The 26,454-nt window shown below is 61.4% G+C and carries 23 protein-coding genes; 8 read left to right on the top strand and 15 right to left on the bottom strand.

What is annotated here, in order from left to right; genetic code table 11:
- Window positions 1-152: 152 nt before the first annotated feature.
- From WCA85_RS11595 to urtA, 6 genes are all read right to left on the bottom strand, one after another.
- The gene (locus WCA85_RS11595; protein WP_424063954.1) at window positions 153-1,034 is read right to left on the bottom strand and encodes an urease accessory protein UreD; all 882 of its coding nucleotides are present in this window, start codon (window positions 1,032-1,034) and stop codon (window positions 153-155) included.
- Window positions 1,035-1,333: 299 nt separating this feature from the next.
- Entirely contained in the window at window positions 1,334-2,026 is a 693-nt protein-coding gene (gene urtE / locus WCA85_RS11590; protein WP_424063953.1) for an urea ABC transporter ATP-binding subunit UrtE, read from the bottom strand.
- An 882-nt stretch (window positions 2,027-2,908) separates the two neighbouring features.
- On the bottom strand, window positions 2,909-3,772 hold the full coding sequence (urtD, locus tag WCA85_RS11585; protein ID WP_424063951.1) for an urea ABC transporter ATP-binding protein UrtD: 864 nt from the start codon (window positions 3,770-3,772) through the stop codon (window positions 2,909-2,911).
- Window positions 3,769-4,953 (bottom strand): urea ABC transporter permease subunit UrtC, encoded by a 1,185-nt coding sequence (gene urtC, locus WCA85_RS11580; protein WP_424063949.1) that lies wholly within the window; start codon window positions 4,951-4,953, stop codon window positions 3,769-3,771. The genes urtD and urtC overlap by 4 nt, the downstream gene beginning before the upstream one ends.
- 1 nt (window position 4,954) lies before the next feature.
- Window positions 4,955-6,580 carry an urea ABC transporter permease subunit UrtB gene (gene urtB / locus WCA85_RS11575; protein ID WP_424063947.1) on the bottom strand — a complete coding sequence of 542 codons (1,626 nt, stop codon included), beginning with the start codon at window positions 6,578-6,580 and terminating at the stop codon, window positions 4,955-4,957.
- A 166-nt stretch (window positions 6,581-6,746) separates the two neighbouring features.
- Entirely contained in the window at window positions 6,747-8,042 is a 1,296-nt protein-coding gene (gene urtA / locus WCA85_RS11570; protein WP_424063945.1) for an urea ABC transporter substrate-binding protein, read from the bottom strand.
- Between the two features lie 390 nt (window positions 8,043-8,432).
- Between urtA and WCA85_RS11565 the strand changes: the two genes are divergently transcribed.
- Window positions 8,433-9,770: an aspartate aminotransferase family protein gene (locus WCA85_RS11565; protein WP_424063944.1), complete on the top strand. Its 1,338-nt coding sequence runs from the start codon at window positions 8,433-8,435 to the stop codon at window positions 9,768-9,770.
- 132 nt (window positions 9,771-9,902) lie between these two features.
- On the opposite strand, the gene WCA85_RS11560 is transcribed toward WCA85_RS11565, so the two are convergent.
- The 6 genes from WCA85_RS11560 to WCA85_RS11535 all read right to left on the bottom strand — a co-directional run bounded on the left by WCA85_RS11560 (window position 9,903) and on the right by WCA85_RS11535 (window position 15,336).
- Window positions 9,903-11,300 carry a DUF3443 family protein gene (locus WCA85_RS11560; protein ID WP_424063942.1) on the bottom strand — a complete coding sequence of 466 codons (1,398 nt, stop codon included), beginning with the start codon at window positions 11,298-11,300 and terminating at the stop codon, window positions 9,903-9,905.
- Window positions 11,301-11,332: 32 nt separating this feature from the next.
- Complete coding sequence (locus WCA85_RS11555) at window positions 11,333-11,770, bottom strand: DUF2844 domain-containing protein (protein ID WP_424063941.1); 438 nt, start codon at window positions 11,768-11,770, stop codon at window positions 11,333-11,335.
- A 292-nt stretch (window positions 11,771-12,062) separates the two neighbouring features.
- Window positions 12,063-13,391: a DUF3443 family protein gene (locus WCA85_RS11550; protein WP_424063939.1), complete on the bottom strand. Its 1,329-nt coding sequence runs from the start codon at window positions 13,389-13,391 to the stop codon at window positions 12,063-12,065.
- Between the two features lie 33 nt (window positions 13,392-13,424).
- Complete coding sequence (locus WCA85_RS11545; protein WP_424063937.1) at window positions 13,425-13,907, bottom strand: DUF2844 domain-containing protein; 483 nt, start codon at window positions 13,905-13,907, stop codon at window positions 13,425-13,427.
- A 357-nt stretch (window positions 13,908-14,264) separates the two neighbouring features.
- Window positions 14,265-14,588, bottom strand: a complete 324-nt coding sequence (locus WCA85_RS11540) for a rhodanese-like domain-containing protein (protein ID WP_424063935.1) — start codon at window positions 14,586-14,588, stop codon at window positions 14,265-14,267.
- Window positions 14,589-14,682: 94 nt separating this feature from the next.
- Window positions 14,683-15,336 (bottom strand): protein-L-isoaspartate O-methyltransferase family protein, encoded by a 654-nt coding sequence (locus WCA85_RS11535; RefSeq protein WP_424063933.1) that lies wholly within the window; start codon window positions 15,334-15,336, stop codon window positions 14,683-14,685.
- Between the two features lie 199 nt (window positions 15,337-15,535).
- Between WCA85_RS11535 and WCA85_RS11530 the strand changes: the two genes are divergently transcribed.
- The 7 genes from WCA85_RS11530 (at window position 15,536) to WCA85_RS11500 (ending at window position 23,382) form a co-directional block, all read left to right on the top strand.
- Window positions 15,536-16,585, top strand: a complete 1,050-nt coding sequence (locus WCA85_RS11530) for a LacI family DNA-binding transcriptional regulator (RefSeq protein WP_424063931.1) — start codon at window positions 15,536-15,538, stop codon at window positions 16,583-16,585.
- 3 nt (window positions 16,586-16,588) lie between these two features.
- Window positions 16,589-18,076: a sugar ABC transporter ATP-binding protein gene (locus WCA85_RS11525; RefSeq protein ID WP_424063930.1), complete on the top strand. Its 1,488-nt coding sequence runs from the start codon at window positions 16,589-16,591 to the stop codon at window positions 18,074-18,076.
- Window positions 18,057-19,070: an ABC transporter permease gene (locus WCA85_RS11520; protein ID WP_424063928.1), complete on the top strand. Its 1,014-nt coding sequence runs from the start codon at window positions 18,057-18,059 to the stop codon at window positions 19,068-19,070. The genes WCA85_RS11525 and WCA85_RS11520 overlap by 20 nt, the downstream gene beginning before the upstream one ends.
- A gap of 185 nt (window positions 19,071-19,255) precedes the next feature.
- Window positions 19,256-20,218: a substrate-binding domain-containing protein gene (locus WCA85_RS11515; protein WP_424063926.1), complete on the top strand. Its 963-nt coding sequence runs from the start codon at window positions 19,256-19,258 to the stop codon at window positions 20,216-20,218.
- Between the two features lie 114 nt (window positions 20,219-20,332).
- Window positions 20,333-21,382 (top strand): sugar phosphate isomerase/epimerase family protein, encoded by a 1,050-nt coding sequence (locus tag WCA85_RS11510; RefSeq protein ID WP_424063924.1) that lies wholly within the window; start codon window positions 20,333-20,335, stop codon window positions 21,380-21,382.
- Between the two features lie 70 nt (window positions 21,383-21,452).
- The gene (locus WCA85_RS11505; protein ID WP_424063922.1) at window positions 21,453-22,604 is read left to right on the top strand and encodes a Gfo/Idh/MocA family protein; all 1,152 of its coding nucleotides are present in this window, start codon (window positions 21,453-21,455) and stop codon (window positions 22,602-22,604) included.
- Between the two features lie 70 nt (window positions 22,605-22,674).
- Complete coding sequence (locus WCA85_RS11500; protein WP_424063920.1) at window positions 22,675-23,382, top strand: NAD(P)H-binding protein; 708 nt, start codon at window positions 22,675-22,677, stop codon at window positions 23,380-23,382.
- A gap of 41 nt (window positions 23,383-23,423) precedes the next feature.
- Here WCA85_RS11500 and WCA85_RS11495 read toward each other — a convergent pair whose 3' ends face one another.
- The 3 genes from WCA85_RS11495 to WCA85_RS11485 all read right to left on the bottom strand — a co-directional run bounded on the left by WCA85_RS11495 (window position 23,424) and on the right by WCA85_RS11485 (window position 26,076).
- Window positions 23,424-23,681 (bottom strand): hypothetical protein, encoded by a 258-nt coding sequence (locus tag WCA85_RS11495; RefSeq protein WP_424063918.1) that lies wholly within the window; start codon window positions 23,679-23,681, stop codon window positions 23,424-23,426.
- Between the two features lie 144 nt (window positions 23,682-23,825).
- Window positions 23,826-24,986, bottom strand: a complete 1,161-nt coding sequence (locus WCA85_RS11490) for an ABC transporter substrate-binding protein (protein WP_424063916.1) — start codon at window positions 24,984-24,986, stop codon at window positions 23,826-23,828.
- A 148-nt stretch (window positions 24,987-25,134) separates the two neighbouring features.
- Window positions 25,135-26,076, bottom strand: a complete 942-nt coding sequence (locus WCA85_RS11485; protein ID WP_424063914.1) for a CysB family HTH-type transcriptional regulator — start codon at window positions 26,074-26,076, stop codon at window positions 25,135-25,137.
- Window positions 26,077-26,454 lie beyond the last annotated feature (378 nt).

Below are 26,454 nucleotides of genomic sequence, written 5' to 3'. Positions count from 1 at the left end.
ATCGAGCAAGCTATGTGCCATGCCGGTGCAGTGGGCCTTTGCGGCGGCTGACGGGACGATTTGCACTGGCTTGGCGCGAGTCGATGCGCGGATTTGGTGCGCCGGTTTGGTCCGTGGATCGGTCCACGCGATTGGTCCTCGAAGTGGCTTGTTCAGGTTGTCCAGAGTCGTAACGGTACCGCGTCGACGCCGTGCACGAGCGGCCGCAGATGTAGCCAGCATTGCGTGAGCGCACGTTGCAGCGGTTCCATCGAACGGGCTACGGCGCGCACCAGCAACACACCTGGGCTCACGCACGTCGCGGCCGCGCGCAAGTTTGCGTCGAAAGGGAGTTGCGCGGTAAGCGTCTCGGCGAGTGCGTCGTCGCAGGCAGGGCCGATGGCCCATAGCGTTCCGTAGGCCGGATAACCAGCGAGCCCTTGAGGTGCATCGCGTAGCGGATCAGTGGCGTTGAGATTGGCGCGTTCGAGCCACAGCAATTCACCGGACGGCCCGACGATACGCGACACCGCTCGCAAGCTGCCGGCGGACCAGCACTCGCCGGCAGCTTGCCGGCCGAGCTGAGTGGCATCCCAACCGAGCGCGGTGGCGCCCTCAGCAAGAGTCAGCGTGAAATCGAGGGTGGCGTTAGCGTGATCGAAAACGATGTTGTTTTGCGGCAGCCAGTCGAGTTTTGCATGGGCGCCGACCCGGATGTCGATATGCTGCAGCGCAGCGCGGCCATTCGACTTGTACCACTTGGTGGCGCCAGGCGTGGTGAGAACACCGTGACTGCCCGCATCGAGCGTGACGGCGATATCGAGTCGGTCGCCGCCGGCGACGCCGCCAGGCGGATGCACGATCACCGCATGGCAGATAGCGTGGCCTTCGGGATAGAGCGGGCGCTGCACGCGCAGCGGCCCATCATGCAAGCGATGCACAAGCGTGGTCCGTTCGCCATGCCTGGCGAACCCGAGTTCGAGCCGGGCGCGCCACTGCGCCTGGTCGGCGTTCTGCGCGTTGGCGAGCGTAGCGTGGTTTTCGTGAAGCGACATGCGGATAGGCGTAGTGGCGCAGCGTCTGATGGAAACCGGCTCGCGCGGGTTGGCGGCTTAGTGCGCTGGCGGCCCCAGCGTGACGCGAGAACGGACTCGTGTTCCGGGCAGCCTGAAGCGCATCGACCGAGGGAGCGCGAACGGGATGCGGCGAGGATAGCATGTGGCAGATGTACGAAGCGCTACATCCCGGGCATAACGCGCAAGCAGCGATCCAAGGCAATCAAGCGGCTATAGCGCGCTTGGTGAGTGGCTATGGCTGGTTGCGAGCGTGCTGCCAGGCGCTGCTTAACCCGGCTTTAAACGGCGATCAAGGCACGCACTCCATCATCGTCCATATTTGCTCCTTCACCGCCGGCGACGATTTCTCCGCGGCTCATGACCCAGTAGCGATCTGCGATGGCTTTGGCGAAGTCGTAGTACTGCTCGACTAGCAGGACGGTGAGGCCCATTTCTTCGACGAGTTGTCGCAGGGTGCGGCCGATATCCTGGATGATCGATGGCTGAATGCCTTCGGTGGGTTCATCGAGGATCAGCAGTTGAGGATCGCTCATGAGGGCGCGGCCGATGGCGAGTTGCTGCTGCTGGCCGCCGGAGAGGTCGCCACCGCGACGGCTGCGCATGTCCTTGAGGACGGGGAAGAGTTCATAGATGCGATCGGGGACTTTCGACGGGGCTTTTTTGCTGGCGGCGCCGACCATGAGGTTTTCTTCGACAGTGAGGCGCGGGAAGATGTCACGTCCTTGGGGGACGTAGCCGAGGCCCTGTGCGACGCGGGCGTAGGTGGGGAGTTTGGTCAACGGCGTGCCGCGCCAGGTGATGACGCCGCTTTTGGACGGCACTGCGCCCATCAGGCAACGGAGCAAGGTTGTTTTGCCGACGCCGTTTCGGCCTAGCAATACCGTTAGCTTTCCTTCCGGGACGGTTAGCTTCACGTCTCGGAGGATGTGGCTGCCGCCGTAGTACTGGTTTAGGGATTCCACTTCTAGCATTGCAGTTTGTCCTTTTTGATGCGGGTTTCGGCTCGTATAGGTTGTTTGCCTGCGGCGCTTGTTGGTCTGTTTGGTTGTGCTGCTCTCTTTGGTGGTTGCCTTGCGGCGTTGGCCTTTCCTTGCTTTGATATTGGTTTATTTGCGTTGCCCCTGTGCGGGGCAGCACTCACTTTCTTTGCGGCCGCAAAGAAAGTAAGCAAAGAAAGCGGCTCACACCGCCAGCCCGTAGGTGTCCACCACTGGCCCGAAACCAAAGCGGTCCGAAACGAGATCATCCCTCGCACCACCCACCTCAGTGACAAAGCAGTCATTCGCTCCAGCGTCGCGCTTCGCGCCCCGCCGTATGGCATAACACCCTCATGCAAACCTTTTCGCAACTTCAAACCCGAGATTTAATCTCCGAACCGCGAACCGCGAACCGCGAACCGCGAACCGCGAACCGCGAACCGGGCGGCACGGTGTCTTAGTGAACCTAACCGCCGCGCACGGAGTGTGCGGGCGGGATGAATGAGTCCTTTGTCACTGGAGCGGGTGGTGCGAGAGGCGATCTTGTCTCGGACCACTCCGGATTTGTGTCAGAGGTGGACACCTACGAGCTGGCGGTGTGAGCCGCTTTCTTTGCTTACTTTCTTTGCGGCCGCAAAGAAAGTGAGTGCTGCCCCGCACAGGGGCAACGCAAATAAACCAATATCAAAGCAAGGAAAGGCCAACACCGCATGGCGACCACCAGGAGGCCACCGGCAATAAACCAACAACAATGCAGGGAAGGCCAACGCGCTAAAGCAACCACCAAGAGGCCACCGCCAACAAACCAACAACAATGCAAGGAAAGGCAAACACTGCAAAGCAACCATAGCGCCGCAGGCAAAAACCCCAAAACCCTCACCGCCCCAGATAAGACTCAATAACAGTCTCATCAGCCTTAACTTCATCCAGCGTGCCATGAGCCAAAACTCGCCCTTCTGCCATAACAGTAACCTTCCCAGCCTCACCAGAAAGCGCGGCAACAAACTCCATATCATGCTCAACAACCATCATTGAGCAAGTCCCACGCAAATGGTTAAGAAGCTCAGCTAACTGCATAGTCTCATCATCAGTCATCCCAGCCGCAGGCTCATCAAGAAGAAGCAGAGCAGGCTGCTGCATCAGCAACATCCCAATCTCGAGTCGCTGCTTCTGCCCGTGAGAAAGCTCTCCAGCCAATCTCCGAGCCTCGCTCTCAAGCCGGATCAACAAAAGCGTCTCTTCAATCCGCGCCTGCGCTTCGCGGTCGAGTCGAGCCCGTAACGACGGCCACCATCCCTTGTCCGCCTTCATCGCCAGTTCAAGATTCTCCCAAACCGGATGCTGCTCAAACACCGTCGGCTTCTGAAACTTGCGACCAATCCCCGCGCGCGCAATCGACGGCTCGTTCATGCGCGTGAGATCAATGGTCTGGCCGAGAAACACCTTGCCCGAGTCCGGTTCGGTCTTGCCGGTGATCACATCCATCATCGTCGTCTTGCCCGCGCCGTTCGGCCCGATAATGCAGCGCAATTCGCCCACATCAATGGATAACGTCAACTTGTTCAGCGCCCGGAATCCATCGAAGCTGACTGTCACATCGTCCAGATAAAGAATCGTGCCGTGTGAGACATCAATCTCGCCGGGCGTTACGACGCGTCCAAAATCCGCTACACCGCTTAGCGATCGCTCAGCAGGCTCTTCAGGCAAAGCAAGATCAGGCACCATCGGGTTCTCGTTCATGAGCGGTTCCTCTTGCGCATCGCGAGTTCGATCAACCCCATGATGCCGTTCGGCAGCAGCAACGGCACCAGCACGAAGATCAAGCCAAGAAAGAACAGCCAGTATTCAGGGAAGTTAGCCGTGAAGAAGCTCTTCGCGCCATTCACCGCGAACGCGCCGATAATCGGTCCAATCAGCGTGCCGCGTCCGCCGACCGCAACCCAAATCGCCATTTCAATCGAGTTGCCCGGCGACATCTCGCCCGGATTGATAATGCCCACCTGCGGCACATACAACGCGCCGGCAATCCCGCACAGCACGGCTGACACGGTCCAGATAAACAGCTTGTAGCCCAGCGGGCTGTAACCCAAAAACATCAGACGCGTTTCGCCATCCCGCACACCGGTCACCACCCGGCCGAGCTTCGATGTCACGATGGCGCGTGCGCCCAGAAAGGCCAGCACCAGCACCGCGAAGGTGATCAGGAACAGAGTCGTGCGTGTCCCGGGATGGGTAATTGGAAAGCCGCCGATCCGCTTGAAATCGGTAAAGCCGTTATTGCCGCCAAAGCCCGTTTCGTTACGGTAGAACAGCAGCATGGCCGCGAAGGTCATGGCCTGCGTGATGATCGACAGGTACACGCCTTTCACCCGCGAGCGGAACGTGAAGAAGCCGAACACCCAGGCGATCACCGCCGGCACCAGCACCACTAGCAGCAACGCGTACCAGAGATGCTGGGTGCCTTCCCAGTACCACGGCAGCGCATGCCAGTTCAGGAACACCATGAAGTCAGGCAGATCGCTTTGATAGACGCCATCGTGGCCGATCGCGCGCATCAGATACATGCCGATCGCGTAGCCACCGAGAGCGAAGAACAGCGCGTGGCCCAGGCTCAGGATGCCGCAATAGCCCCACACGAGATCGAGCGCGAGTGCGCCGATCGCATAGCACATGAACTTGCCGGTCAGCGTCATCATGTACGCGGACATATGGAACGCGCTCGATTCGGGTAGCACAAGGGCCGAGAACGGCACGCCGAGGCCCATCACGATGATCAGCGCAATCAGCGCCAGCCACGCGCGCCGCGACAGCAGCGCGGGGCGCGGCGGCAAGCCCAGCGCGAAACCTGATTGCGCAGCCCGCTCTGTGTCCGGCGAGGCGCCGGCGGACGTGACGGATGCCGGGGAGGTTGCAGATGTCATCTTATGCCTCCGCGCTGCGGCCCTTCAGGGCAAACATGCCCTGCGGCCGCTTCTGGATGAACAGGACGATCAGCACAAGCACCGCGATTTTCGCGAGCACCGCGCCCCAGAACGGCTCGATGGCCTTGCTGATAAGCCCCAGCCCGAAGCCGCCAATCACCGTGCCGGCCAGTTGACCGACGCCGCCCAGCACCACCGCCATGAACGAATCGATGATGTAGCTTTGGCCGAGATCCGGACCCACGTTACCGATCTGCGACAGCGCGCAGCCACCCAAGCCAGCGATGCCTGCGCCAAATGCAAAGGCGTACGAATCGACCCGCGCGGTCCTCACGCCGACGCACGCCGCCATCCGGCGATTCTGCGTGACGGCGCGTACGAACAGCCCCAGGCGTGTTTTCGTCAACACGGCCCAGGCAATCCCCACCACGATCAGCGAGAACGCCAGAATGGCGAGCCGGTTGTACGGCAGGATCAGACTTGGCATCACCGTGACGCCGCCGCTCATCCACGACGGGTTCTCCACCTGCACGTTCTGCGCGCCGAAGATCATGCGGGTGGCCTGAATCAGGATCAGGCTGACGCCGAAGGTCGTCAGCAGGGTTTCGAGCGGACGGCCATAGAGATGCTTGAGAACGAGCCGCTCCAGCACGATGCCTACGAGGCCTGACGCGGCAAACGAAGCCGGCACGGCGAGCAGCGGATACCAGTTGAAGGCACCGGGCGCGTAATGCTGGAAGAGGTTCTGCACGACATACGTGGCGTATGCGCCGATCATCAGGAATTCGCCATGCGCCATGTTGATGACGCCGATCAGCCCGTATGTAATGGCGAGGCCGAGCGCGGCCAGCAGCAGTACGCTGCCGAGCGACAGCCCTGCGAACAGCGTGCCGGCAATCTGGCTGCGGCGCTGGATCGCGTCGAGTTCGTCGATGCCCGCTTGTGCAGCAGCGCGCACACGGTCGTCGCTTTCCACAAAGGTGCCGTCCGGCTTCTTCGCGACGAGCGGCCGCAGCAGTTCATTCATGTCCAGATCGTGCCGTGCAGCGACCAGCTTCACCGCTTCGAGACGCGTCGCCGGATCGCTGTTGTGCAGCGCCGTCATGGCCCACAGCGTGTCGAGTCGCTTCTTCAGCACCGGATCGGTTTCCTTCGCGCGCTGTGCGTCGATTAGCGGCTTCATCGAAGGATCGGGACTTTGCAGCAGCGCGTTAATCGCCGCGCGGCGTGTTTCCAGATCAGGGGAGTCGAGTTGCGAGCCCGAGAGTGCACCTGAGACCTTTGAGCGCAGCAGATTGTTGAGTGTGACCGGCTGCGCATCGGGTGCGCTGACGGTCTTGCCCGTGATGGCGTCTTTGGTCGTGTCGCCGTCGAGAATCAGCACTTCACCGGAGTCCGTGGTGAGCGCGTTGTCCTGGGACAAGGCTTTGAGCAGCGCAGCCGACGCCGCGTCGTGATTGGCAATCAGCTTGTCGATGGCTGCGGATTTCGCGTCGAAGTCGTCGCTGGCGAGCGGCGCGATATCGGCCGGGGTCAGTGCGTAAGCGGCGAGCGGCGCAATGGTCAGCAGTGCGATGCCGAGCGCGCCGATACTGCGCCGTGCAAGCCTCAGAATGGAAAACGCCATGATGCCCTTTGAAGCACTTGGTGGATTAACCGGCGGAGCGGTGCGGCATCGAACCCGTCGCGGGAGCCGCACCGTCGAATTGATGTTCGGGCGAGTGGTCGCACTCGCCCGTTTGTTGCACTGGAGGGCAGGCGATGCATAACCCGCCCTTCAGCCTTCCGTTACATCACGCGACCCGCGAACGGCGCAGGAACGCCGGGATCGAACTGACCACATCCGGCTTGCCCGCGTTACCCGCGATGTACGGGCTCCAAGGTTGCGCGCGGATCGCGGTCTTGGTGCGCCACACCACGTTGAACTGACCGTCGGCGCGCACTTCGCCGATCATCACCGGCTTGTGCAGATGGTGATTGCCATCCATTGTCAGCACAAAGCCGGACGGTGCGTTAAAGGTCTGGCCGATCATCGCCACGCGTACCTTGTCCACGTCCGTGCTCTTCGCCTTCTCGACGGCCTGCTTCCACATATGGATGCCGACAAAGGTCGCTTCCATCGGGTCATTGGTGACGCGCTTGTCGCCGCCCGGCAGATTGTTGTCCTTGACCCACTTGGCAAACATCGCCTTGAACTTGGTGTTCTCCGGATCGCGCAGCGACATGAAGTAATTCCAGGCCGCCAGGTTACCCACCAGCGGCTTCGTGTCGATACCGCGCAGTTCTTCTTCGCCCACCGAGAACGCCACCACCGGCACGTCCGTGGCTTTCAGGCCCTGATTGCCGAGTTCCTTGTAGAACGGCACGTTCGAGTCGCCGTTGACGGTGGAGATCACGGCCGTCTTGCCGCCTTGCGAGAAGGTCTTGATGTTCGCGACGATGGTCTGATAGTCGCTGTGGCCGAACGGTGTATAGACCTCCTGAATATCCGCATCCTGGACGCCTTTGGACTGCAGGAACGCGCGCAGGATCTTGTTGGTCGTGCGCGGATAGACGTAGTCGGTGCCGAGCAGGAAGAAGCGTTTGGCACCGCCGCCTTCAGCGCTCATCATGTATTCCGTCGCCGGAATGGCCTGCTGGTTGGGCGCAGCGCCGGTGTAGAACACGTTGCGCGACATTTCTTCGCCTTCGTATTGCACCGGGTAGTAGAGCAGACCATTCAGTTCCTCGAACACCGGCAACACCGACTTGCGCGATACCGAGGTCCAGCAGCCGAACACGCAGGCCACCTTGTCCTGGGTCAGCAACCCGCGGGCTTTTTCGGCGAAGAGCGGCCAGTTCGATGCCGGATCAACGACTACCGGCTCGATCCGCCGGCCCATCACGCCGCCGTTCTTGTTGATGTCCGAAATGGTCATCAACGCGGTGTCTTTCAGGGACGTCTCCGAGATCGCCATCGTGCCCGACAGCGAATGCAGAATGCCGACCTTGATGGGCCCGCTGTCCTGCGCATTAGCAAACGGACTCTGTCCGGCGAGAGCCAATGCGCCTGACATTGACCCGAGTTTCAACAGACTGCGACGTTTCATTTGCTACCCCTTGCCATTGATTAGATTAAACAGTGTTTTTTGGGCGTCGATTTCAGACATCAAAAGGCTGTCCTGCGTGGCTTGCCAGACAACTACTGCAAGGCACATGCCAAGCGGTAAAACTGACGGGGCCCAGGCCGGGGGCACGGCGCGATGCGGTCAGGCCACGCGGGCCGAGAATTGGACGTTATGCGAATCAGGCGCGAAACTGGTGCAGCGAAGGGGCCGACGCCTTATTGCGGTGCGTATCGCGCTGTAACGAAGCGTCCGCCATACTTGGCGTGCGGCGACGGTGCATCGCCGCCGCCCCTTTGTGCATGACCGTGCTGCTGCCTAAACTGGAATTCCCGCTGGAACACAAGTGGAAGATCCCTTGCGAGGAGACACGAAATGAATGAAAGCGCTAAAGCGAACGCCGGTGCCCCGGATATGTCCGCGTTCTGGATGCCCTTTACCGCCAACCGTCAGTTCAAGAGCGCGCCGCGCCTGTTGGCGAGCGCGAAGGGGATGTACTACACGTCGCATGACGGACGGCAGATTCTCGACGGCACCGCCGGTCTATGGTGCGTGAATGCTGGTCACTGCCGGGACGAGATCGTGGCGGCCGTGCAGGCGCAGGCGGCCGAGATGGACTTCGCCCCGACGTTCCAGATGGGACACCCCAAGGCGTTCGAAGCGGCCACGAAGATTGCGAAGCACACGCCCGGCGATCTCAAACATATCTTTTTTGTGAACTCCGGCTCGGAGGCGGTCGATACCGCGCTGAAGATCGCGCTGGCGTATCACCGTTCGAGAGGCGAAGGGCAACGGACGCGCTTCATTGGACGTGAGCGCGGTTATCACGGCGTGGGCTTCGGTGGTATCTCGGTGGGTGGGATCGCGCCGAACCGGAAGGTGTTTTCGGGCGGCTTGCTGCCATCAGTGGATCATCTGCCGCATACGCTAAATATCAAGGAAGCGGCGTTCTCGAAGGGGCAGCCGAAGTGGGGCGCGCACCTGGCGGATGAACTGGAGCGGATCGTCACGTTACATGACGCGTCGACGATTGCGGCGGTAATCGTCGAACCCGTGGCCGGTTCGACGGGCGTGCTGATTCCACCTGAAGGCTATTTGCAGCGACTGCGGGAGATCTGCGACAAGCACGGCATCCTGCTGATCTTCGATGAGGTCATTACCGGCTGGGGACGGCTCGGTGCACCATTTGCCGCGCAATATTTCGGTGTGACGCCCGATTTGCTGACGATGGCCAAGGGCACCAACAATGCCGCCGCGCCCATGGGGGCGGTGGCGGCCAGCGCGAACGTGCATGGCTCGATCGTCAACGGTTCGCCTGCGGGGATCGAGCTGTTTCATGGTTATACGTATTCGGGGCATCCGATTGCAGCGGCCGCGGCTTGTGCGACGATTGATCTATATGAGCGCGAGGGGTTGTTCGAGCGGGCGGCGAGGATGGCGCCCATCTTCGAGAAAGCGATTCATAAGCTGCGGGATGCTCGGCATGTGATTGACGTGCGTAATCTTGGTCTTGTAGGTGGCGTGGAACTCGCATCGCGTAGCGGTGCACCAGGGGCCCGGGCTTACGACGTGTTCGTGCGTTGTTATGAGAAAGGGGTGTTGACGCGATATACCGGGGACATCCTGGCGTTTTCGCCGCCATTGATCGTGGAGGAAGAGCAGATTGAACAGATCTTTTCGACGGTGGGGGAGGTTTTGAGGGAGACGGAGTGAGGTTAAGTCGCCACGCGATGCGCTTCGGCGCGCGAGTATCTTCACGGGGGGCAAATGAAAAGAGGCCGGTGCGTTGCAGCACTGGCCTCTTGTTTTGTGTCAGCGCGCCTGGCGACTTCGCGCGTCAGCTACCTAGAACGCGACGAAAGGACCGGCTTGCGAACCGACCTTGGCGTTGTTCAGAATCGTGTATACGTTGCGGCCATAGAAGAACGGGAGGCCCCACAAAAAGCCTCCAGACACCGGAGCGCCAAGACTGTCGGACGCAGCAATAGTGCTGTACCACAGGTTAAGGCCGTTGGCGATCTGGAATGACAGTGGGGTCGGCGTTCCCGCGCCGCTGGTCTGCTTCACCGCTGCGGACAAACTGAGCGGTGTCGATGGAGTGAACCACCCGCCTGCATCCCGAATGGAGGCATCTGGGAAGTAATAGACATTTGTGCCGCTATCGATGGCGCTGTAGGTGAACGTGCCACCTTTGTAGATCGTCGTAAAGAGGCCGTTCTGATCGAGCGGCACAATCTTCGCGTTAGAGGGCAGCGCGTTGTTTGATTGCGTTCCCACACCAAATGTCAGTTGTCCGATGGCGGTCGTCTGACCGCCTGCCGGCAACGCGGGCAGGCTGATGATGGTGCCATTGTTGTCCGATGTGAAGTCGGCGACCGGGTTCATCATTTGCGTATCGAGCGGCACACGCGTGTTGGTGCAAGAGCCCGACGAGTTGCAGTAATAGTAGGTGGCTGCCAAAGCGGTTTGCGCAGCAGCGGGGAAATCGCGGATGCCCGAACCAATGCCGACGACGCCATTGGCGTTGAGTTGCGCCGTTGTGCCGAGGCTAAGGAGGCCGTTTTTCATGCAGTCCTCCGGCACGGCAAAGGCGCCGTCGCTGACGATCTGAACCGGCAGGTTGCCGGCGGACTCACCGCCGATGTTCACGTCGGCTCGCTTGATGGCCCCCCACAAGTAGCCAGAGCCGAACTGTGCGCACTCGGTGATTGGGGCGTTGCCGGTTGGGTCGTTGGTGGCGCCTGTTTGTGCGGGTAAGCGGCCGGCGAGTGTGGAACCCAGCGCACTCGCGAGCACGCGCACCCCTACCGAGCCGGTGTCGAGCAGCATGTGATCGACGGTTGCGCACTGGTTGCCGCCTTGCGTCCCGGGATAACAGATCGTTGCGGTCACGTAGAGGGTGTTGATCCCGGCCATCGTCCTGTCAACGGTGATTGGGACCGTGTTGTAGGTGACGGGTGTGGGAGTTGGTGTCGGGGTTGGAGTCGGGGTCGGCGTCGGGGTTGGTGTCGGGGTTGGTGTCGGGGTTGGTGTCGGGGTTGGTGTCGGAGTTGGTGTCGGAGTTGGTGTCGGGGTCGGGGTCGGAGCGGGAGCCGGAGCGGGAGCCGGAGCGGCAGCGGCAGCCGCTGCCGGGCTCGGAGCCGGCGCCGCATAATCATCGCTACCACCGTCACCACCACAAGCCGACAGGGCGACGATAGAACTCAGCAATGCGAAGTAAATTGTTTTGTTAGACGTATTCATGATCAGATATTCGGGTAGAGCGGTGCTTTGGCTTATTGCAGTTCGTCTGCGTCGACGTGAGCCGGAACCAGACGCGGTAGGTACGCCTTGCCGAAGAATTGACCAGGGTGGCCTACTGACTGAATCACGAGTTCGCCGTTCCGTTCGATCATCGGCCCCGTACCGTGCGGGCGTGCCTCACCCGCGGCGATCAGGTTCGGGAAGTAGCTGCCAAGGAGCGCGCTCATGTCCGGGCGGATCGGACCTTGCCACGTAACGGCGAAGACGACATTGCTGGCCAGCGTGTACTCGCGCACGGTGACACCGTCCCCGGTGACGGACTCGTGCACGGAATAGGACGCGGCGCCCGGCTGCGTCGCGCGAAGCGACTTCACACCAGATGAGCTAACGCTCGGTGCACTGCCCAGCGCTGCGTATGACGCAGCCGGCAATACCATGGCAAGCGTCAGCACGATTTTTGCAAATCTCATCAAACTGCTCCGAAAAATAGGTCGGAGCATGGTGACAGCCTATTGCTCAGGAGGGCGTGGGAGATTTCCGAACGAATTGGAGGAAAAGCGGACGATGTTGGGCGGCCAACTTTTTCGTCACGCACCTCGATAGACTCATTGCAAGTTTCTGCGAGCGTATAGCAAGGTATCAGTCAATTCACGTGGCAAGGATTGATGGCTGACACCGTGGGCGGCTCTGAAGGGGACCCAGGTGACACGGCGGTCCGGCACCTCGCGGCGCCGTCCACGCGTGTCAAATGCCCACATTCCCTCAGAATGCGACAAACGGCCCGGTTTGCGCGCCGACGGTGGCACCTTCGAGCACGGTATACACGTCCCGGCCATAAAAGAATGGCAAGCCCCAGAGGAACGTCTCTACAGATGAAACAGCGGCGCTGGACGGATCATAGACAGACAGACTGGGCATATACATGCCGATATTGTCGTAGGCGGCATAGCCGTTCGCCGATAGGGTCATCGCATTACCAATGGGGAACGGCATGATAACGGGCTTGCCGGTTCCATTCGTCGCCTCCATGGTTGCCGAGAGCGTCAGCGGGCTCGCCGGTGTGTACCAGTCGCCCGTGGTTGGAATCGTCGGGTCCGCGAAGGCGATCCCATTCGTGCCGCTGTCGATGGCGCTGTACATGATTACGCGCCCCTGATATTGCGTAGTGAAGAAGCCGTTTTTATCCACCTGCAAAATATTCGGGTTGGTCGGCAGTGCATTGTTTTGCTGGGAACCAACGCCGAACACCAGTTGCCCTGTGACACTCGGCTGGCCTCCAGCCTGCAACGTGGGCAAGCGGATGATCGTGCCGTTGTTATTGGTGGAAAAGGCAGCAACGGGATTCATGACCTGCTTGGCGAGCGGCACACGCGTTCCTGCACAGGCGTTCGCTGAGGAGCAGTAGTAGTAGCCACCGGGTATCACCGCCTTCGCCGCAGGTGCGTCGTCGCGCGCGGAGTGGCCGATGCCGACAATGCCGTTGAAGGTTTGCGTGCCGTTTACGCGGAGCAGTGAGCCTAGATCCGGTCCGCCACGCGAAGAGCAGTCGTCGGGCACGGCATATCCGCTGTCGCCGATCACCTGGATTGGGATGTTGCTCGCCTTCTTGCTGCCAATGGTCACGTCGGCGCGCTTGATTGCCCCCCATGTGAAGCCAGAGGCGAACAGCCCGCATTCAGCGATTGGCGCCGTACCGGAACTGTCGTCGGTGGCACCGGCTTGCGTCAGCAACTGTGCTTTTAGCGCGGCGGTCAGCGCACTGCTCGCGACTCGCACGCCCACCGAGCCGGTATCCACCAGCATATTGTTTACCGTTACGCACTGGCTGGTGTCGGAAGCGCTGGGCGGGCACAGCGTGATTGTGACGGCGGGCTGATTTACGCTGCCCATTGCGGTATCGACGACGATCGGCACAGTGTTGCCTGTGTCGACAGGGGGAGTGGGAGGCGTGGGCGTCACGGGCCAACTCGGTGTGGCCGACCAGTTGATGCCGCTATTCGTGGCGCCACCGGAGCCACCACCGCCGCATGCGGACAGGGTCGCGCCGGCGCTCAGTACTGCGATGCCGAGCATCTTGCTGAAGGTCTTCATTTCGATTGTGTTCCAGGAAATCGGCGCGCCGTTTTACTGCAGGTTGTTTGCACGGAGATCGGCAGGCATGAGGCGAGGGAGGTAGGCCATGCCGAGAAAGTGGCTTGGACGGCCCGCCGATTCGATCTGTAGTTCGCCATTGCTCAGGACCAGCGCACCGGTGCCGCGCAAGCGCTCTTCGCCGCCGGACACGTAGTTCGGGAAATAGCTGCCGAGCAGTGCGCGCATGTCGGGCCGAACCGGCCCTTGCCAGGTGACCGCGAAGACGACGTTATTCGGCAGCACATATTCGCGCACCGTGATGCCATCGGCATCAGTTGACTCATGCACAGAATAAGAAGCGGTGGCGACCGTGGAGACGCTCGAGGACGCTGATGCGGCGGGAGTTGTGTCGGCTTGCGCGGCGTGCAGCGACTTGACAGCAAGTACCGCTGTGTTCGGCGCGCCACCCAATACCGCATAGGATTCAAGTGGGCAAAGCGCTGCCAATGCGAGCGCGATTTTCACGAATCTCATCAGACTGCTCCAAAAATTGTGTCGGAGCATGTTGCCTCCAACGGCCTAATAAGGTCTTTGGAAAATTCCTAACTGGATGCGCGAAAAATCACTATGGCTGCTGCAACTGGCGCAGCTAGTGATGGCTATCACGCAGGGCAACGAGAACGGGCATGACGTGGTGACGAGTTTGAGCAACCGGCGCGGCTTTTACGCCGGCAGGCTCAACGAGAGGGGGGAGGGGGAAGAGCCATTGCGAGAAATGGCGCGTCGCAATAGCGAATTGCAACAGCCGGGACGCAGACGATCGCCGCCGAGTGCGCAGCAAGCTTGGGCAAAGCAGATCGCCGATAAACCCAAACTACCTGTTAGAAGAACTCAATACGTCGGCACAGCCGGATCAACCTGCCGCGACCACGCATCAATCCCACCTTGCAAATTGAACACGTTCTGATGCCCGCGCGACTCCAGGAACATTGCCACTTGCGCGCTGCGTGCGCCGTGATGGCATACGCAAACAATCTGCGCATCATCGTCAAGTTCTTCGCTGCGCGCCGGAATTTCACGCATGGGGATCGATACGCTGCCGGCGATCTTCGCCGTTTCGATTTCCCACGGTTCACGCACGTCAAGCAGCACGGGCGCGGGACGCGATTGATCGGCGAGCCATTCGGCCAGAGCGGGAGCGGTGAGATTTTGCATCAGCGATAAATCCGGTACGGGTGACAGCACATGACTAACATGGCGACTCGCGCCGGCCGCGGTAACAAGCCGCCGGCGTCATGCCAGTCAAAACTTAAAACTTGAAACGCGGCGGCTGCACAGCGTTGAGCAGCGGTTCGACATACGTTTCAAACACGTCGGCAATCCGATATTGCTTTTCGTCGATGCGCGTGATGATCTGCGCTTTCATGACCGGTGCAGTGCCGACAAACGCCGCGAGGCGCCCGCCAATCTTCAGGTGCTCGAGAATGTCCTGCGGCAGCACGGGCAAGCCGCCCGACACACAGATCACATCATAGGGTGCCGCTGCTGCCCAGCCGCGAGCCGCGTCGCCGGTGACGACTTCGGCGTTCAGCACGCCATTGGCAGCCAGGTTGCTCCTGGCCAGTTCGGCCAGTTCCGGCTCGATATCCACGGTCAGCACGTGCTGGGAGCGGTGCGCGAGCAGCGCCGCCATATAACCCGAACCCGCGCCAATTTCGAGCACGCTTTCGTGCTTCTTTACCGCTAGTTCCTGCAGCACGCGTGCTTCGACGCGCGGCGCCAGCATGTGCTGGCCAGCCGGCAACGGCACTTCGAAGTCGACGAAGGCCAGTTCGCGGTAGACCGCAGGAACGAAGTTTTCACGCTTGACGATGGAGAGCAGGTTCAGCACGTCCTGGTCGAGCACTTCCCAGGGGCGGATCTGCTGTTCGATCATGTTGAAACGCGCTTGCTCGATATTCATGGTGGATTCGCGGCGGTTCGGTTTAGATGCGACCCATGGGGGTCCGGGGTAACTGCGGAATTGTACCAAATCAGGGGCCTATCCCGTCGGCAACCCCACGCCCCCACCGGCTCCGTGTTAATCCCTACAAAACGGACCTTGCGATTCCCTGACTCATCGCTCAAAAATGTAATCGATTACATTTCGGGGACAAAAAACCGTGTCCAAAGCGCGGCAAGCGGAGACCCATGCATCCCGGCCCGGCTTCCGGTCGTCCGACGGCATTTCCATTGCCGGCGTGGCCGAGCAGGCCGGCGTTTCGGTGGCGACGGTTTCGCGGGTGCTGAACGGGCACGTCAACGTGCGGCCCGCGACCCGCGACAAGGTGCTGGCCGCCGTCGACGCGAGCGGCTACCGCGTCAACGAACTCGCGCGCAATCTGCGCACCGCCGAAAGCCGCCTGTTGCTGACCATGGTGCCGGACGTCGGCAATCCGTTTTACGCGGAGATCGTGCGCGGTATCGACAGCGTGGCACGCCAGCACGGCTATTTCATGCTGCTCTGCGATACCGGCGCGGATCCGGGCCGCGAGCGCAGCTATTTCGACCTGTTGCGCCGCCGTCGTGCAGACGGCGCCATCTGCCTCGACCCCGCCACGGTGCAGCAGGCGCTGGCCGAAGAATCCGGCTCGCTACCGTGGGTGGCGTGCTGCGAATTCGATCCGGCGGTGGGGGTGCCGTATGTCGGCATCGACAACTATCGCGCGGCCGGTGACGCGGTGCGACATCTGCTGGCGCAAGGGCATCGGCGCGTCGGCCTGATCAACTCCGACGTCGACTATCTGTATGCACGGCAACGCCAGCAGGGCTATCTGGACGCCCTACAGGAAGCGGGCATCACGCCGCACGAGCCTTGGCGCATGAATCTGAACAGTCTCGACTACGAAGCGGGCGCATCGGCCGCCGCCATGCTGATGGCGCAACGCGACGCGCCTAGCGCGATTTTCGCGGTGTCGGACACGCTGGCTATCGGCGTGATCCACGGTCTGCGCAGTGTCGGCAAGCGCGTGCCGGAGGACGTCGCCGTGGTCGGCTTCGACGATATCTCGCTCGCCGCGCAAATCGATCCGCCGCTCACCACGATCGCCCAGCCCATGCGCGAACTCGGCGAAACCGCCGCGCGTCTGCTGCTGCAGCGGCTCGCGAATCCATTGGCCAGCGTGCCGGGTGTGCTGTTGCCGCACCGGCTCGTGATTCGCAGGAGCACTTGAGCGATGAGCCTCGCCGTGCGCTTCGACGATATCCGCAAAGACTTCGGTCCGGTGCGCGTGCTGCATGGCGTGAGCTTCGAGTTGTCGCCGGGTCGCATCTACGGTCTGCTCGGCGAGAATGGGGCGGGCAAATCGACGCTGATGAAAATCCTTTCGGGCTACGAAACGGCGACCACCGGCACGCTGTTGATCAACGGCCAGGCGCAGAGCTTTACCAACTCGCGTGACGCGGAAGCGGCGGGCATCGTGCTGATCCATCAGGAATTCAACCTCGCGGAGCATCTGTCAATTGCGCAGAACATGTACCTTGGCCACGAAAAGCGCCGGGGCTGGCTGGTCGACGACGCAGCGATGCGCAGCGAGGCCCGGCGCTACCTGGCGGCTGTGGGCCTTGCGAAACCGCCGGATACAAAGGTGCGCGAGTTGATCGTCGCCGAGAAGCAGATGGTGGAGATTGCCAAGGCGCTGTCGCGTAACGCGCGCCTGCTGATTATGGATGAACCGACCGCCACGCTCACGCCATCGGAAACCGAGCGGCTCTTCACGCTGATGAAAAAGCTGAAGGCCGAGGGCGTCACCATCATCTACATCTCGCACAAGCTCGATGAGGTCGAGCACATCACCGACGAGGTGATCGTGATGCGCGACGGTCGTTTCGTGGCGCGCGGCGAAACTGCGGGTCTCGCGCGGCAGCAGATGGCCAACCTGATGGTCGGGCGCGACGTCTCCGATATGTTTCCGGACAAGGCGAGCGTGCCGGTTGATGCGCCCGTCGCGCTGAAAGTAGATGGCCTGGTTGTGCCCGACTGGGTCGACCAGTTGAGTTTCGAGGTGCGTTCCGGCGAGGTGCTGGGGTTTGCTGGACTTGTCGGTGCGGGACGCACGGAGGCGTTCGAAGCGATCCTCGGCTTGCGCCGCCGCACTGCGGGTCGAATCGAAATCGGCGGCCGCCCAGTGGATCTGAAAAAACCGCGTGATGCGATGCGTCATGGCCTCACGTACCTGAGCGAGGACCGCAAGGGCAAGGCGCTGCACGTCAACCTGAATCTGCAGGACAACCTCACGCTGATGACGCTCGAACGCTACACGCACCCGTTACTCGATCTGAAAGCGGGCCGGGCGGCGCTGACTCAGGCGGTAAGCGACTTCGGCATCCGCACGGGCGATCTGTCGAGCCGCGCGCGCATGCTCTCGGGCGGCAACCAGCAGAAACTGGCGCTCGCCAAATTCCTGCAACCGAATCCCAACGTGATCGTGCTCGACGAGCCGACGCGCGGCGTCGATGTCGGCTCGAAGCGCGACATCTACTTTCTGATTCACCGGCTCGCCGCGCAGGGGCGCGCGGTGATTGTCATCTCATCTGAACTGATCGAACTGATTGGCCTGTGCCATCGTGTTGCCGTGATGCGCGCAGGGCGTCTGCAGGCGACGCTCGATCTCGATCACCTGACCGAAGAGGAGTTGATCGCTCATGCGACCGGCACCCACTGAAGCTGCGCAATCCGGCCGCGCGATGCGTCTCGCGCACCATCTCTACGGGCTCGGCCCGCTCGCGGGGCTGGTCGTGCTGTGCATCGGCGGCACACTGCTCAATCACGACTTTGCCACCGTCGACAATCTGATGAACGTGCTCACGCGCACGTCGTTTATCGGCATCATCGCGGTGGGGGAAACCTTCGTGATCATCTCGGGCGGCATCGATCTGTCGGTGGGTTCGATGGCTGCGTTGATCGCGGGCACCATGATCTGGTTGATGAACGGACTGTCGGTGGGCGTCGGTGGTCATACGTTTGCACCGCTCGTGATCATCGCGCTCGGCATGGTGGGCGCGCTGGTGCTGGGCGGCCTGTTCGGCTGGGCGCACGGACTGCTGATTACCAAAGGGCGCATCGAGCCATTCATTGTCACACTGGGCACGCTGGGCATTTTTCGCGCGGTGCTGACATGGCTCGCCGATGGCGGCGCTCTCACGCTCAATAACTCGCTGACTGATCTTTACAGCCCCGTCTATTACGCGAGTTTTCTGGGTGTGCCGGTGCCGATCTGGGTGTTTCTGGTCGTTGCCGCAGGCGGCGCTTTGATCCTGAACCGCACGGCCTTTGGACGGCATGTGCAGGCCATCGGGTCGAACGAACAGGTGGCGCGCTACGCGGCGATACGCGTCGATACAGTGAAAATTGTGACTTACGTACTCCTTGGGATTTGCGTGGGCGTCGCGACGGTGCTGTATGTGCCACGCCTCGGCTCCGCGACACCGACCACCGGTCTCTTGTGGGAACTGGAAGCGATCGCGGCGGTGGTGGTCGGCGGCACTGCGCTCAAGGGCGGCGAAGGGCGTGTGATTGGCACGGTGATCGGTGCAATCCTGCTCTCGGTGATCGCCAATATTCTCAATCTGACCAGCATCATCAGCGTGTATCTGAACGCTGCGGTGCAGGGTGCCGTGATCATCGTAGTGGCGTTTTTGCAGCGTGGACGGAGGTAGGTGGAGCAAGTAGGTGAGCAGCAGGCAAGCGAACAATCGGGGCGCGCGAACGCCTCTTAATTAACAACCATCTTGCATGGGACCGGAGTAAGCGCTAAGCGTTAAGGCTGGTCGACCGCAAGTAACTTGCATGGGACCAGAGTAAGCGCTGAAGCGCCAACTCTGGTCGACACAGGAGACACAACATGAAGCAGGTCATTCGAGCGATCAGCGCCGGCGTGCTGGCGTTGGGGATACTGGGCACGGCGGGCGCGGCGCGCGCCGACGACAAGGTGATTCTGGGCGTGGCGATCCCGACTGCCGATCACGGCTTTACGGGCGGCATCGACTGGTGGGCGAACAAGGCCAAGGAGGACATGGAGAAGGCGCATCCCGACCTGAAAGTGATCCTGAAGACTTCGGCGAGCGCGCCCGAGCAGGCGAACCAGTTGCAGGACATGGTCACCGTCAACAAGATCAACGCGCTCGTGATCTTCCCGCATGAATCGGCGTCGCTGACCCAGCCGGTCGCGCAGGTGAAGAAGAAGGGGATCTACGTGACAGTGGTGGATCGCGGCCTGACCGACACCAGCGCACAGGACGCCTATGTGGCGGGCGACAACACCGCGTTTGGGCGGCTTGCCGGCGAGTACTTCTGCAAAACGCTGGATGGCAAGGGCGATATCGTAGCCTTGCGCGGTATCCCGACCACGCTTGATAACGAACGCTACACCGCGTTTACCACGGCGTTGAAGGCGTGCCCCGGCGTGAAAGTGCTCGACGCAAAATACGCGAACTGGAATCGCGACGACGCGTTCAAGGTGATGCAGGACTACCTGACGCGCTTCAAGCACATCGACGCAGTCTGGTCCGCGGATGATGACATGTCGGTGGGTGTGCTCAAGGCAATCGATCAGGCCAAGCGTACCGACATCAAGGAAGTGCTGGGCGGCGCAGGCTCGAAAGAGATGATCAAACGGGTGATGGACGGTGACAAGCTGATCAACGCGGATGTCACCTATTCGCCGAAATTCATCTACGACGCCATCAAGCTCACCGCCGAAGCGCGCCTGAAGGGCGACAAGCTGCCGCCGACGACGATCGTGCCGTCGGTGCTCGTCACCAAGGAAAATGCCAAGGAGTACTACTTCCCCGATTCGCCGTTCTGACGCGTGATGTTGCCGCTGCGGGCAGCAAGAGCCATGCGCAATCTGCACCGCACGTAGCGGCAATGACGTTCGCCTGATGGCGGACGTCCTATCCTTTGAGCGAGGAGCAATCCGATGAAGACCATCAAGGGGCCGGCGATCTATCTGGCCCAGTTCCTGGGCGACAAGGCGCCTTTCGATACGCTGGAAAACATGGCGACGTGGGCCGCGAGTCTGGGCTACGAAGGCATCCAGGTGCCGGCCGACCCGCGCCTGATCGACCTCGAACAGGCGGCATCGAGTCAGACGTATTGCGACGAATTGCTCGGCACGGTGGCCGACGCGGGTGTGCAGATCACCGAGCTGGCCACGCATCTGCAAGGCCAACTGGTGGCCGTGCATCCGGCGTACGACCTGCTGTTCGACGGTTTCGCCGCGCCACATGTGCGTGGCAATCCACAGGCGCGTACCGAGTGGGCGATTGCCCAGATGAAGCTGGCCGCGCAGGCATCGCGCCGTCTTGGCCTCAATACGCACGTCTCGTTTTCGGGAGCGCTCGCATGGCCTTACGTGTACCCGTGGCCGCAGCGGCCAGCCGGTCTGGTCGAAGCCGCGTTTGATGAACTCGCGCGCCGCTGGCGACCGATTCTCGATGCGTTCGACGAGGTCGGCGTTGACGTGGCGTACGAGTTGCATCCAGGCGAAGACCTGCACGACGGCGTGACGTTCGAGCGTTTTCTCGAGCGGGTGGACGGACATCGCCGCGCGAACATCCTGTTCGATCCGAGCCACTACGTGCTGCAGCAACTCGATTACCTTTCGTTCATCGACATCTATCACGAACGCATCAAGGTCTTTCACGTGAAGGATGCGGAGTTTCGTCCTACGGGCAGGGCGGGCGTCTACGGTAGTTATAGCGGCTGGACCGAGCGGCCTGGGCGCTTTCGTTCGCTGGGCGATGGGCAGATCGATTTCGCGGCGATCTTCTCGAAGATGGCGCAATACGATTATCCCGGCTGGGCCGTTCTGGAATGGGAATGCGCGCTGAAGCATCCCGAGGACGGCGCACGCGAAGGCGCGGAATTCATTCGCCGTCACATCATTCGTGTCGCCGAACACGCGTTCGACGACTTCGCCGGCAGCGGCGTCGATATGGCGCAACTAAAGCGTGTGCTGGGTATCTGAGCCGCGACACGGCGAGCCATCCTCCAAGTGCGCGCCGCACGCTGACGGCATCAACAACGGAGCATCTCCCATGGCAAAAAAGTTAAGGCTAGGCATGGTGGGCGGCGGGCAAGGCGCGTTTATCGGCGCCGTGCACCGGATCGCCGCGCGCCTCGACGATCGTTTCGAACTGGTGGCCGGCGCGTTGTCGTCGAATCCGCAGCGTGCGCAGGCGAGTGCGCAAGAGGCCGGCATCGCCCGAAGCTATCCCGACTGGCGCGAGATGGCGCAAGCGGAGGCTGCCCGCAAAGACGACGGTATCGACGCCGTGGCGATCGTCACGCCGAATCATCTTCACGCGCCGGTGGCGACGGCGTTTCTCGAGGCCGGTATCCACGTGATCTGCGATAAGCCGCTGGCAGTGTCGCTGGCGGAGGGGCAGGCGCTCGCCCAACTCACGCGCGACAAGAAGCGGCTCTTCGCGTTGACGCATACGTATTCAGGCTATCCGATGGTGCGTCATGCCCGCGAGCTGGTCGCGGCGGGTGAACTGGGGGACGTGCGGGTGGTGCAGGTCGAATATGCGCAGGATTGGTTAACCGAGCCTATCGAGACGAGCGGCACGAACAAACAGGCTGGTTGGCGCACCGATCCGAGTCTGGCGGGCCCCGCCGGGTGCCTCGGGGACATCGGCACGCACGCGTATCACCTCGCGGGTTTCGTGACCGGGATGGTGCCTGAATCGCTCTCGGCGGAATTGCACACCTTCGTGCCGGGGCGCCGCGTCGACGATCACGTGCAGGCCATGCTGCGTTACCAGAACGGTGCGCGCGGCATGCTGTGGGCGAGCCAGGTGGCAAGCGGCGCGGAGAACGCGCTGCGGTTGCGCGTCTACGGCACCAAAGCGGGCCTGGCATTCGATCAGGAGAATCCCAATGAGTTGTGGTTCACACCGCTCGGTGGCGCGGCGCAGCGGCTTACACGCGGCCGGGTGAAGAGCGCGATTGCTGCACATGCGACGCGAGTTCCGCCGGGTCATCCCGAGGGTTATCTGGAAGCGTTTGCACAGCTCTATCGGGACGCTGCGTTGCAAATCGACGCTTTGGATGCGGGCCGGCCCCTGCCGCCGGAAAGTCTGCTCCTCACTACGGTAGATGACGGCGTAGCCGGACTGCACTTCATCGAAGCGGTGCTGGCGAGCAGTGCTGCGCAAGGTGCCTATCAGGAGATCGGGACCGGTTGAGGGGGAACGTACTGAGAGCGTGCGGCAGGCGCGGTAAGATGCGACGGTGCCCATTCTGACGGACTCACGCATGTCGATAGCTCTCGCTTCCAGCCAGTCCCGTGCCGTACGCAAACAGACCGTGCTGCTGCTTGGGGGCACCGGTCTTGTCGGGAGTGCCTGCTTACGTTTGCTTGCCCGCGACGACCGGGTGAGCGAGGTGCGCCAACTGGTGCGCCGTGCGTCGGGCGGGGCGGTGACGGGCCTGGCGACGGCCAACCGCGTGGTCGAGCATGTGATCGATTACGACTGGCCCGATGCGGATTCGGACGTGTTCGATGTGGACGCCGTGATCTGTGCGCTTGGCACCACGATCCGCACGGCAGGTTCGCAGGCCGCGTTCCGCAAGGTGGACTTCGAGTATCCGCTACGGATCGCGGGCATCGCGCGGCGCCATGGGGCATCGCATTTCGCGATCGTCACGGCGATTGGCGCGGATCCGCATGCGCGCACCTTTTATAGCCGCGTAAAGGGCAATGTCGAGGATGGACTGAAGAAGCTCGATTATCCGACCCTGACGATCGTGCGGCCTTCGTTCCTGATGGGCGAGCGCACCGAAAGCCGCCCTTTGGAGAGTATTGCGCGACACATGGGGGTGTATCTGCCGCTGAAGTGGCGCTCGATCTCCGTCGAGCGGGTCGCGCGGGCGCTAGTGACTGAGGTGTTGAGCGATGACACCCGCGGCGTGAACGTCATCGAAAACGACGAGTTGCACCGGGCGCCCCCGTTGTGCCGATAGAACAGCAGTTGTGACCGCCTTTATGGTGGTGGCGCACGGCCTCAGCTCTTGCTTTTCCTGATCTGCTCTTCGAATGCCAGATCGAGCTTGCTGGCCTTGCGCGGCTTCGGTGGTCCGAAGGCGTCGACGAATTTGACGAAATCGTCGAGCGTCAACGGGTCGGAGACCTTCTTGTCCGCGCCGCCCGATTTGTCGACCAGATAAAACAGGCCGCCCGACAGGCTGATTGCTGCGAATTGCGGATTGCCGCTGCGGGTCTTCAACCGTTCGACGGCGTGGATGGCTCGGGTGGTGCGCATGATGGGACGACTGCCTGGTGAGGGGGCATTTACTGTAGCAGTATTGATGGGTGAGTGTTGGCGCGTCTTTCGGTTCGTTGCGAGCTAAGCCGATATGACGAAAGACGCACCAGACCGGCATCTAACTAACTGATGCCCGTTCCCTCACTGACTCAAATAAACAAACTTCCCATCCCTGACGATGCCCATTACGCTCGCGCGCTGATCCAGCCCGACGTGATCCTTCGCGCTGGTATTGACGACGCCGTTCGGCACCACCAGTTCATGCGCGTGTTCCAGTTCGTCGCGCAAGGCGGCACGGAACGCCGGCGTGCCAGGCTGCGCCGTCTTCAGCGCCCGCGCTACGGCATCTTGCAGACGCGGATAAACACCGGCCGCATCACCGGCAAACTGAGTGACCGAGCCCGGCCCGTATTTGGCCTCATACGCATTCACGAAGGCGAGTGCCGCCTTCTTCGCCGGATGGTCGGCCGGCAGCGTGCGCGCCACAACGACCGGCTGAGTCGGGAAAAGCGTGCCTTCGACATCCTTGCCGCCCAGTTTGATGAATTCGGGCGTAGCAATGCCGTGGGTCTGGTAGATCGGTCCTTTGAAACCGCGTTCGATCAGCGTGCGCTGCGGCAGCACGGTCGGCGTTCCTGCGCCAGCAATCAGGATGGCATCGGGCTTCGCGGCCATCACCTTCAGCACCTGGCCCGTGACGCTCGTATCCGTGCGGTTAAAGCGTTCGGTGGCAACGAGCTGGATGTGCCGCAACGCCGCGAACTTTGAAAATTCGTTGAGCCAGCTTTCGCCGTAGCCATCCGCGAAGCCGATGAAGCCGACCGTCTTGACGTTGTGATTCGACATGTAGCGCGTCATCACGTCGGCCATCGCGCTGTCGGTCTGCGCCATCTTGAAGGCCCATACGCGCTTGCCTTCCTGCGGTTCGACCACGCTCGCCGAGCCGACCAGCGTGATCATCGGCGTCTGGCTTTCTGCGACTGGATCGAGCGCGGCGATCGCCGCTGGCGTGATGTTCGGACCGACGATCACGTCCACGTGGTCCTCGTTGATCAGCTTGCGGATATTGCGAACCGCGGCGCCTGGATCGGAGGCGTCGTCGAGGATGATGTAATCGGCTTTCTGGCCGGCAATCGTGGCCGGCCACATCAGCATGGCGTTCTTGCTGGTGATACCGATCACGGCGGCAGGCCCGGTGCTAGAAAGATCGATACCGACTTTCAGATCAGCATGGGCAGCGGTGACAACCAGCAGCGCCCCGAGTGCGGCCAGTCCGCGCAGGGTCTTTTTATTGGACGTCATTGAAAATCTCCGTAGCAGGAAGCGGAACATGTAGCGCGAACGTACAGCGGCAACATCAAGCGAATTCAAGGCGGCCGAGTTCAACGGCGGCAAGGTCAGGGGCGCTTGGCCCCACTGGCCCATCGGCGAGAACCGGAATCGAGGCCACTCAAAGCTCGTAGCTTTCGTGTTCGCCCTTAAGCGCCTGTTCGATCAGCTTGCGGTTCATGCTCGGCGAGAGCAGTTCGACGAGCGTGTACACATAACTACGCAGGTACGCGCCCTGTTTCAGCGCGAGGCGCGTCACATTGCTGCCGAACAGATGGCCCACCGGCATGGCGCGCAGATGGCGGTCACGCTCAGCGTTAAAGGCGATGTCGGCCATAATGCCCACCCCAAGCCCCAGTTCGACGTAAGTCTTGATCACGTCCGCGTCGATCGCCTCGAGCACGATGTCCGGCGAGAGCCCGCGCAGGCGGAACGCCTCGTTGATCTTGGTGCGGCCGGCGAAGGCGTTGTCGTATGTAATCAGCGGATATTGGGTCAGATCGTCAAGCGAGAGCAGCTTGCGGTCGAGCAGCGGATGATCCGGCTGCATCACGGCGAGGTGGTGCCACTGGAAGCAGGGCAGCGACACCAGCTCCTTGTAGTTGGCGATCGCTTCGGTGGCGATCGCGATGTCCGCCTGATCGTGGATGACCATCTCGGCGACTTGCGTGGGACTACCTTGCAGAATCGAAAGGTGAACTTTCGGGAAGCGCTTCTTGAATTCTGCGATTGCGGCCGGAAGTGAGTAGCGGGCCTGCGTGTGCGTGGCCGCGATGACGAGGTTGCCCTGATCCTGTGCCGCGTAGTCTTTACCGACCCGTTTCAGGCTTTCAACTTCCTGGAGGATCTTCTCCACAGACGCGAGGATAATGCGCCCCGGCTCGGTCAGCGAACGCACGCGTTTGCCGTGCCGTGTGAAGATTTCGACGCCCAGCTCGTCCTCGAGCTCGATGATCGCCTTCGAGACGCCTGGCTGGCTTGTATATAGCGCCTTGGCGGCTTCGGTGAGGTTGAAGTTCTGCCGTACGGCCTCGCGGACGAAGCGGAACTGGTGCAGATTCATATATAACCTCTATGCATATCAAAAGAATTTTTTAGTCGTTTGAAATATAAGGCGAGTTTATTACGATTCTTCAATCTTTTTCAATATGGATATCTGTTTTTGTCATTAGCGACTAAGCGGGGGGTCTACACGGTCCCGCTCAAGCCTTACTGGCAAAGGTAGACAGCCTGCGCAGCGCAACCGGAGCGCTGTGAGTAACGAAAACTGGGGTCCCCGAATGTACCAATACGATCAGTACGACCAGACCATCGTTGACGAACGCGTCGCGCAGTATCGCGACCAGGTTCGGCGCCGGCTGTCGGGCGAATTGAGCGAAGAGGAGTTCCGTCCGCTGCGTCTGCAGAACGGCCTCTACCTGCAGCGTCACGCGTACATGCA

It is taken from the genome of Paraburkholderia sp. (genome assembly GCF_049581445.1).
GTDB lineage: Bacteria > Pseudomonadota > Gammaproteobacteria > Burkholderiales > Burkholderiaceae > Paraburkholderia.
This window is presented reverse-complemented; position numbering and strand designations above follow the sequence as displayed.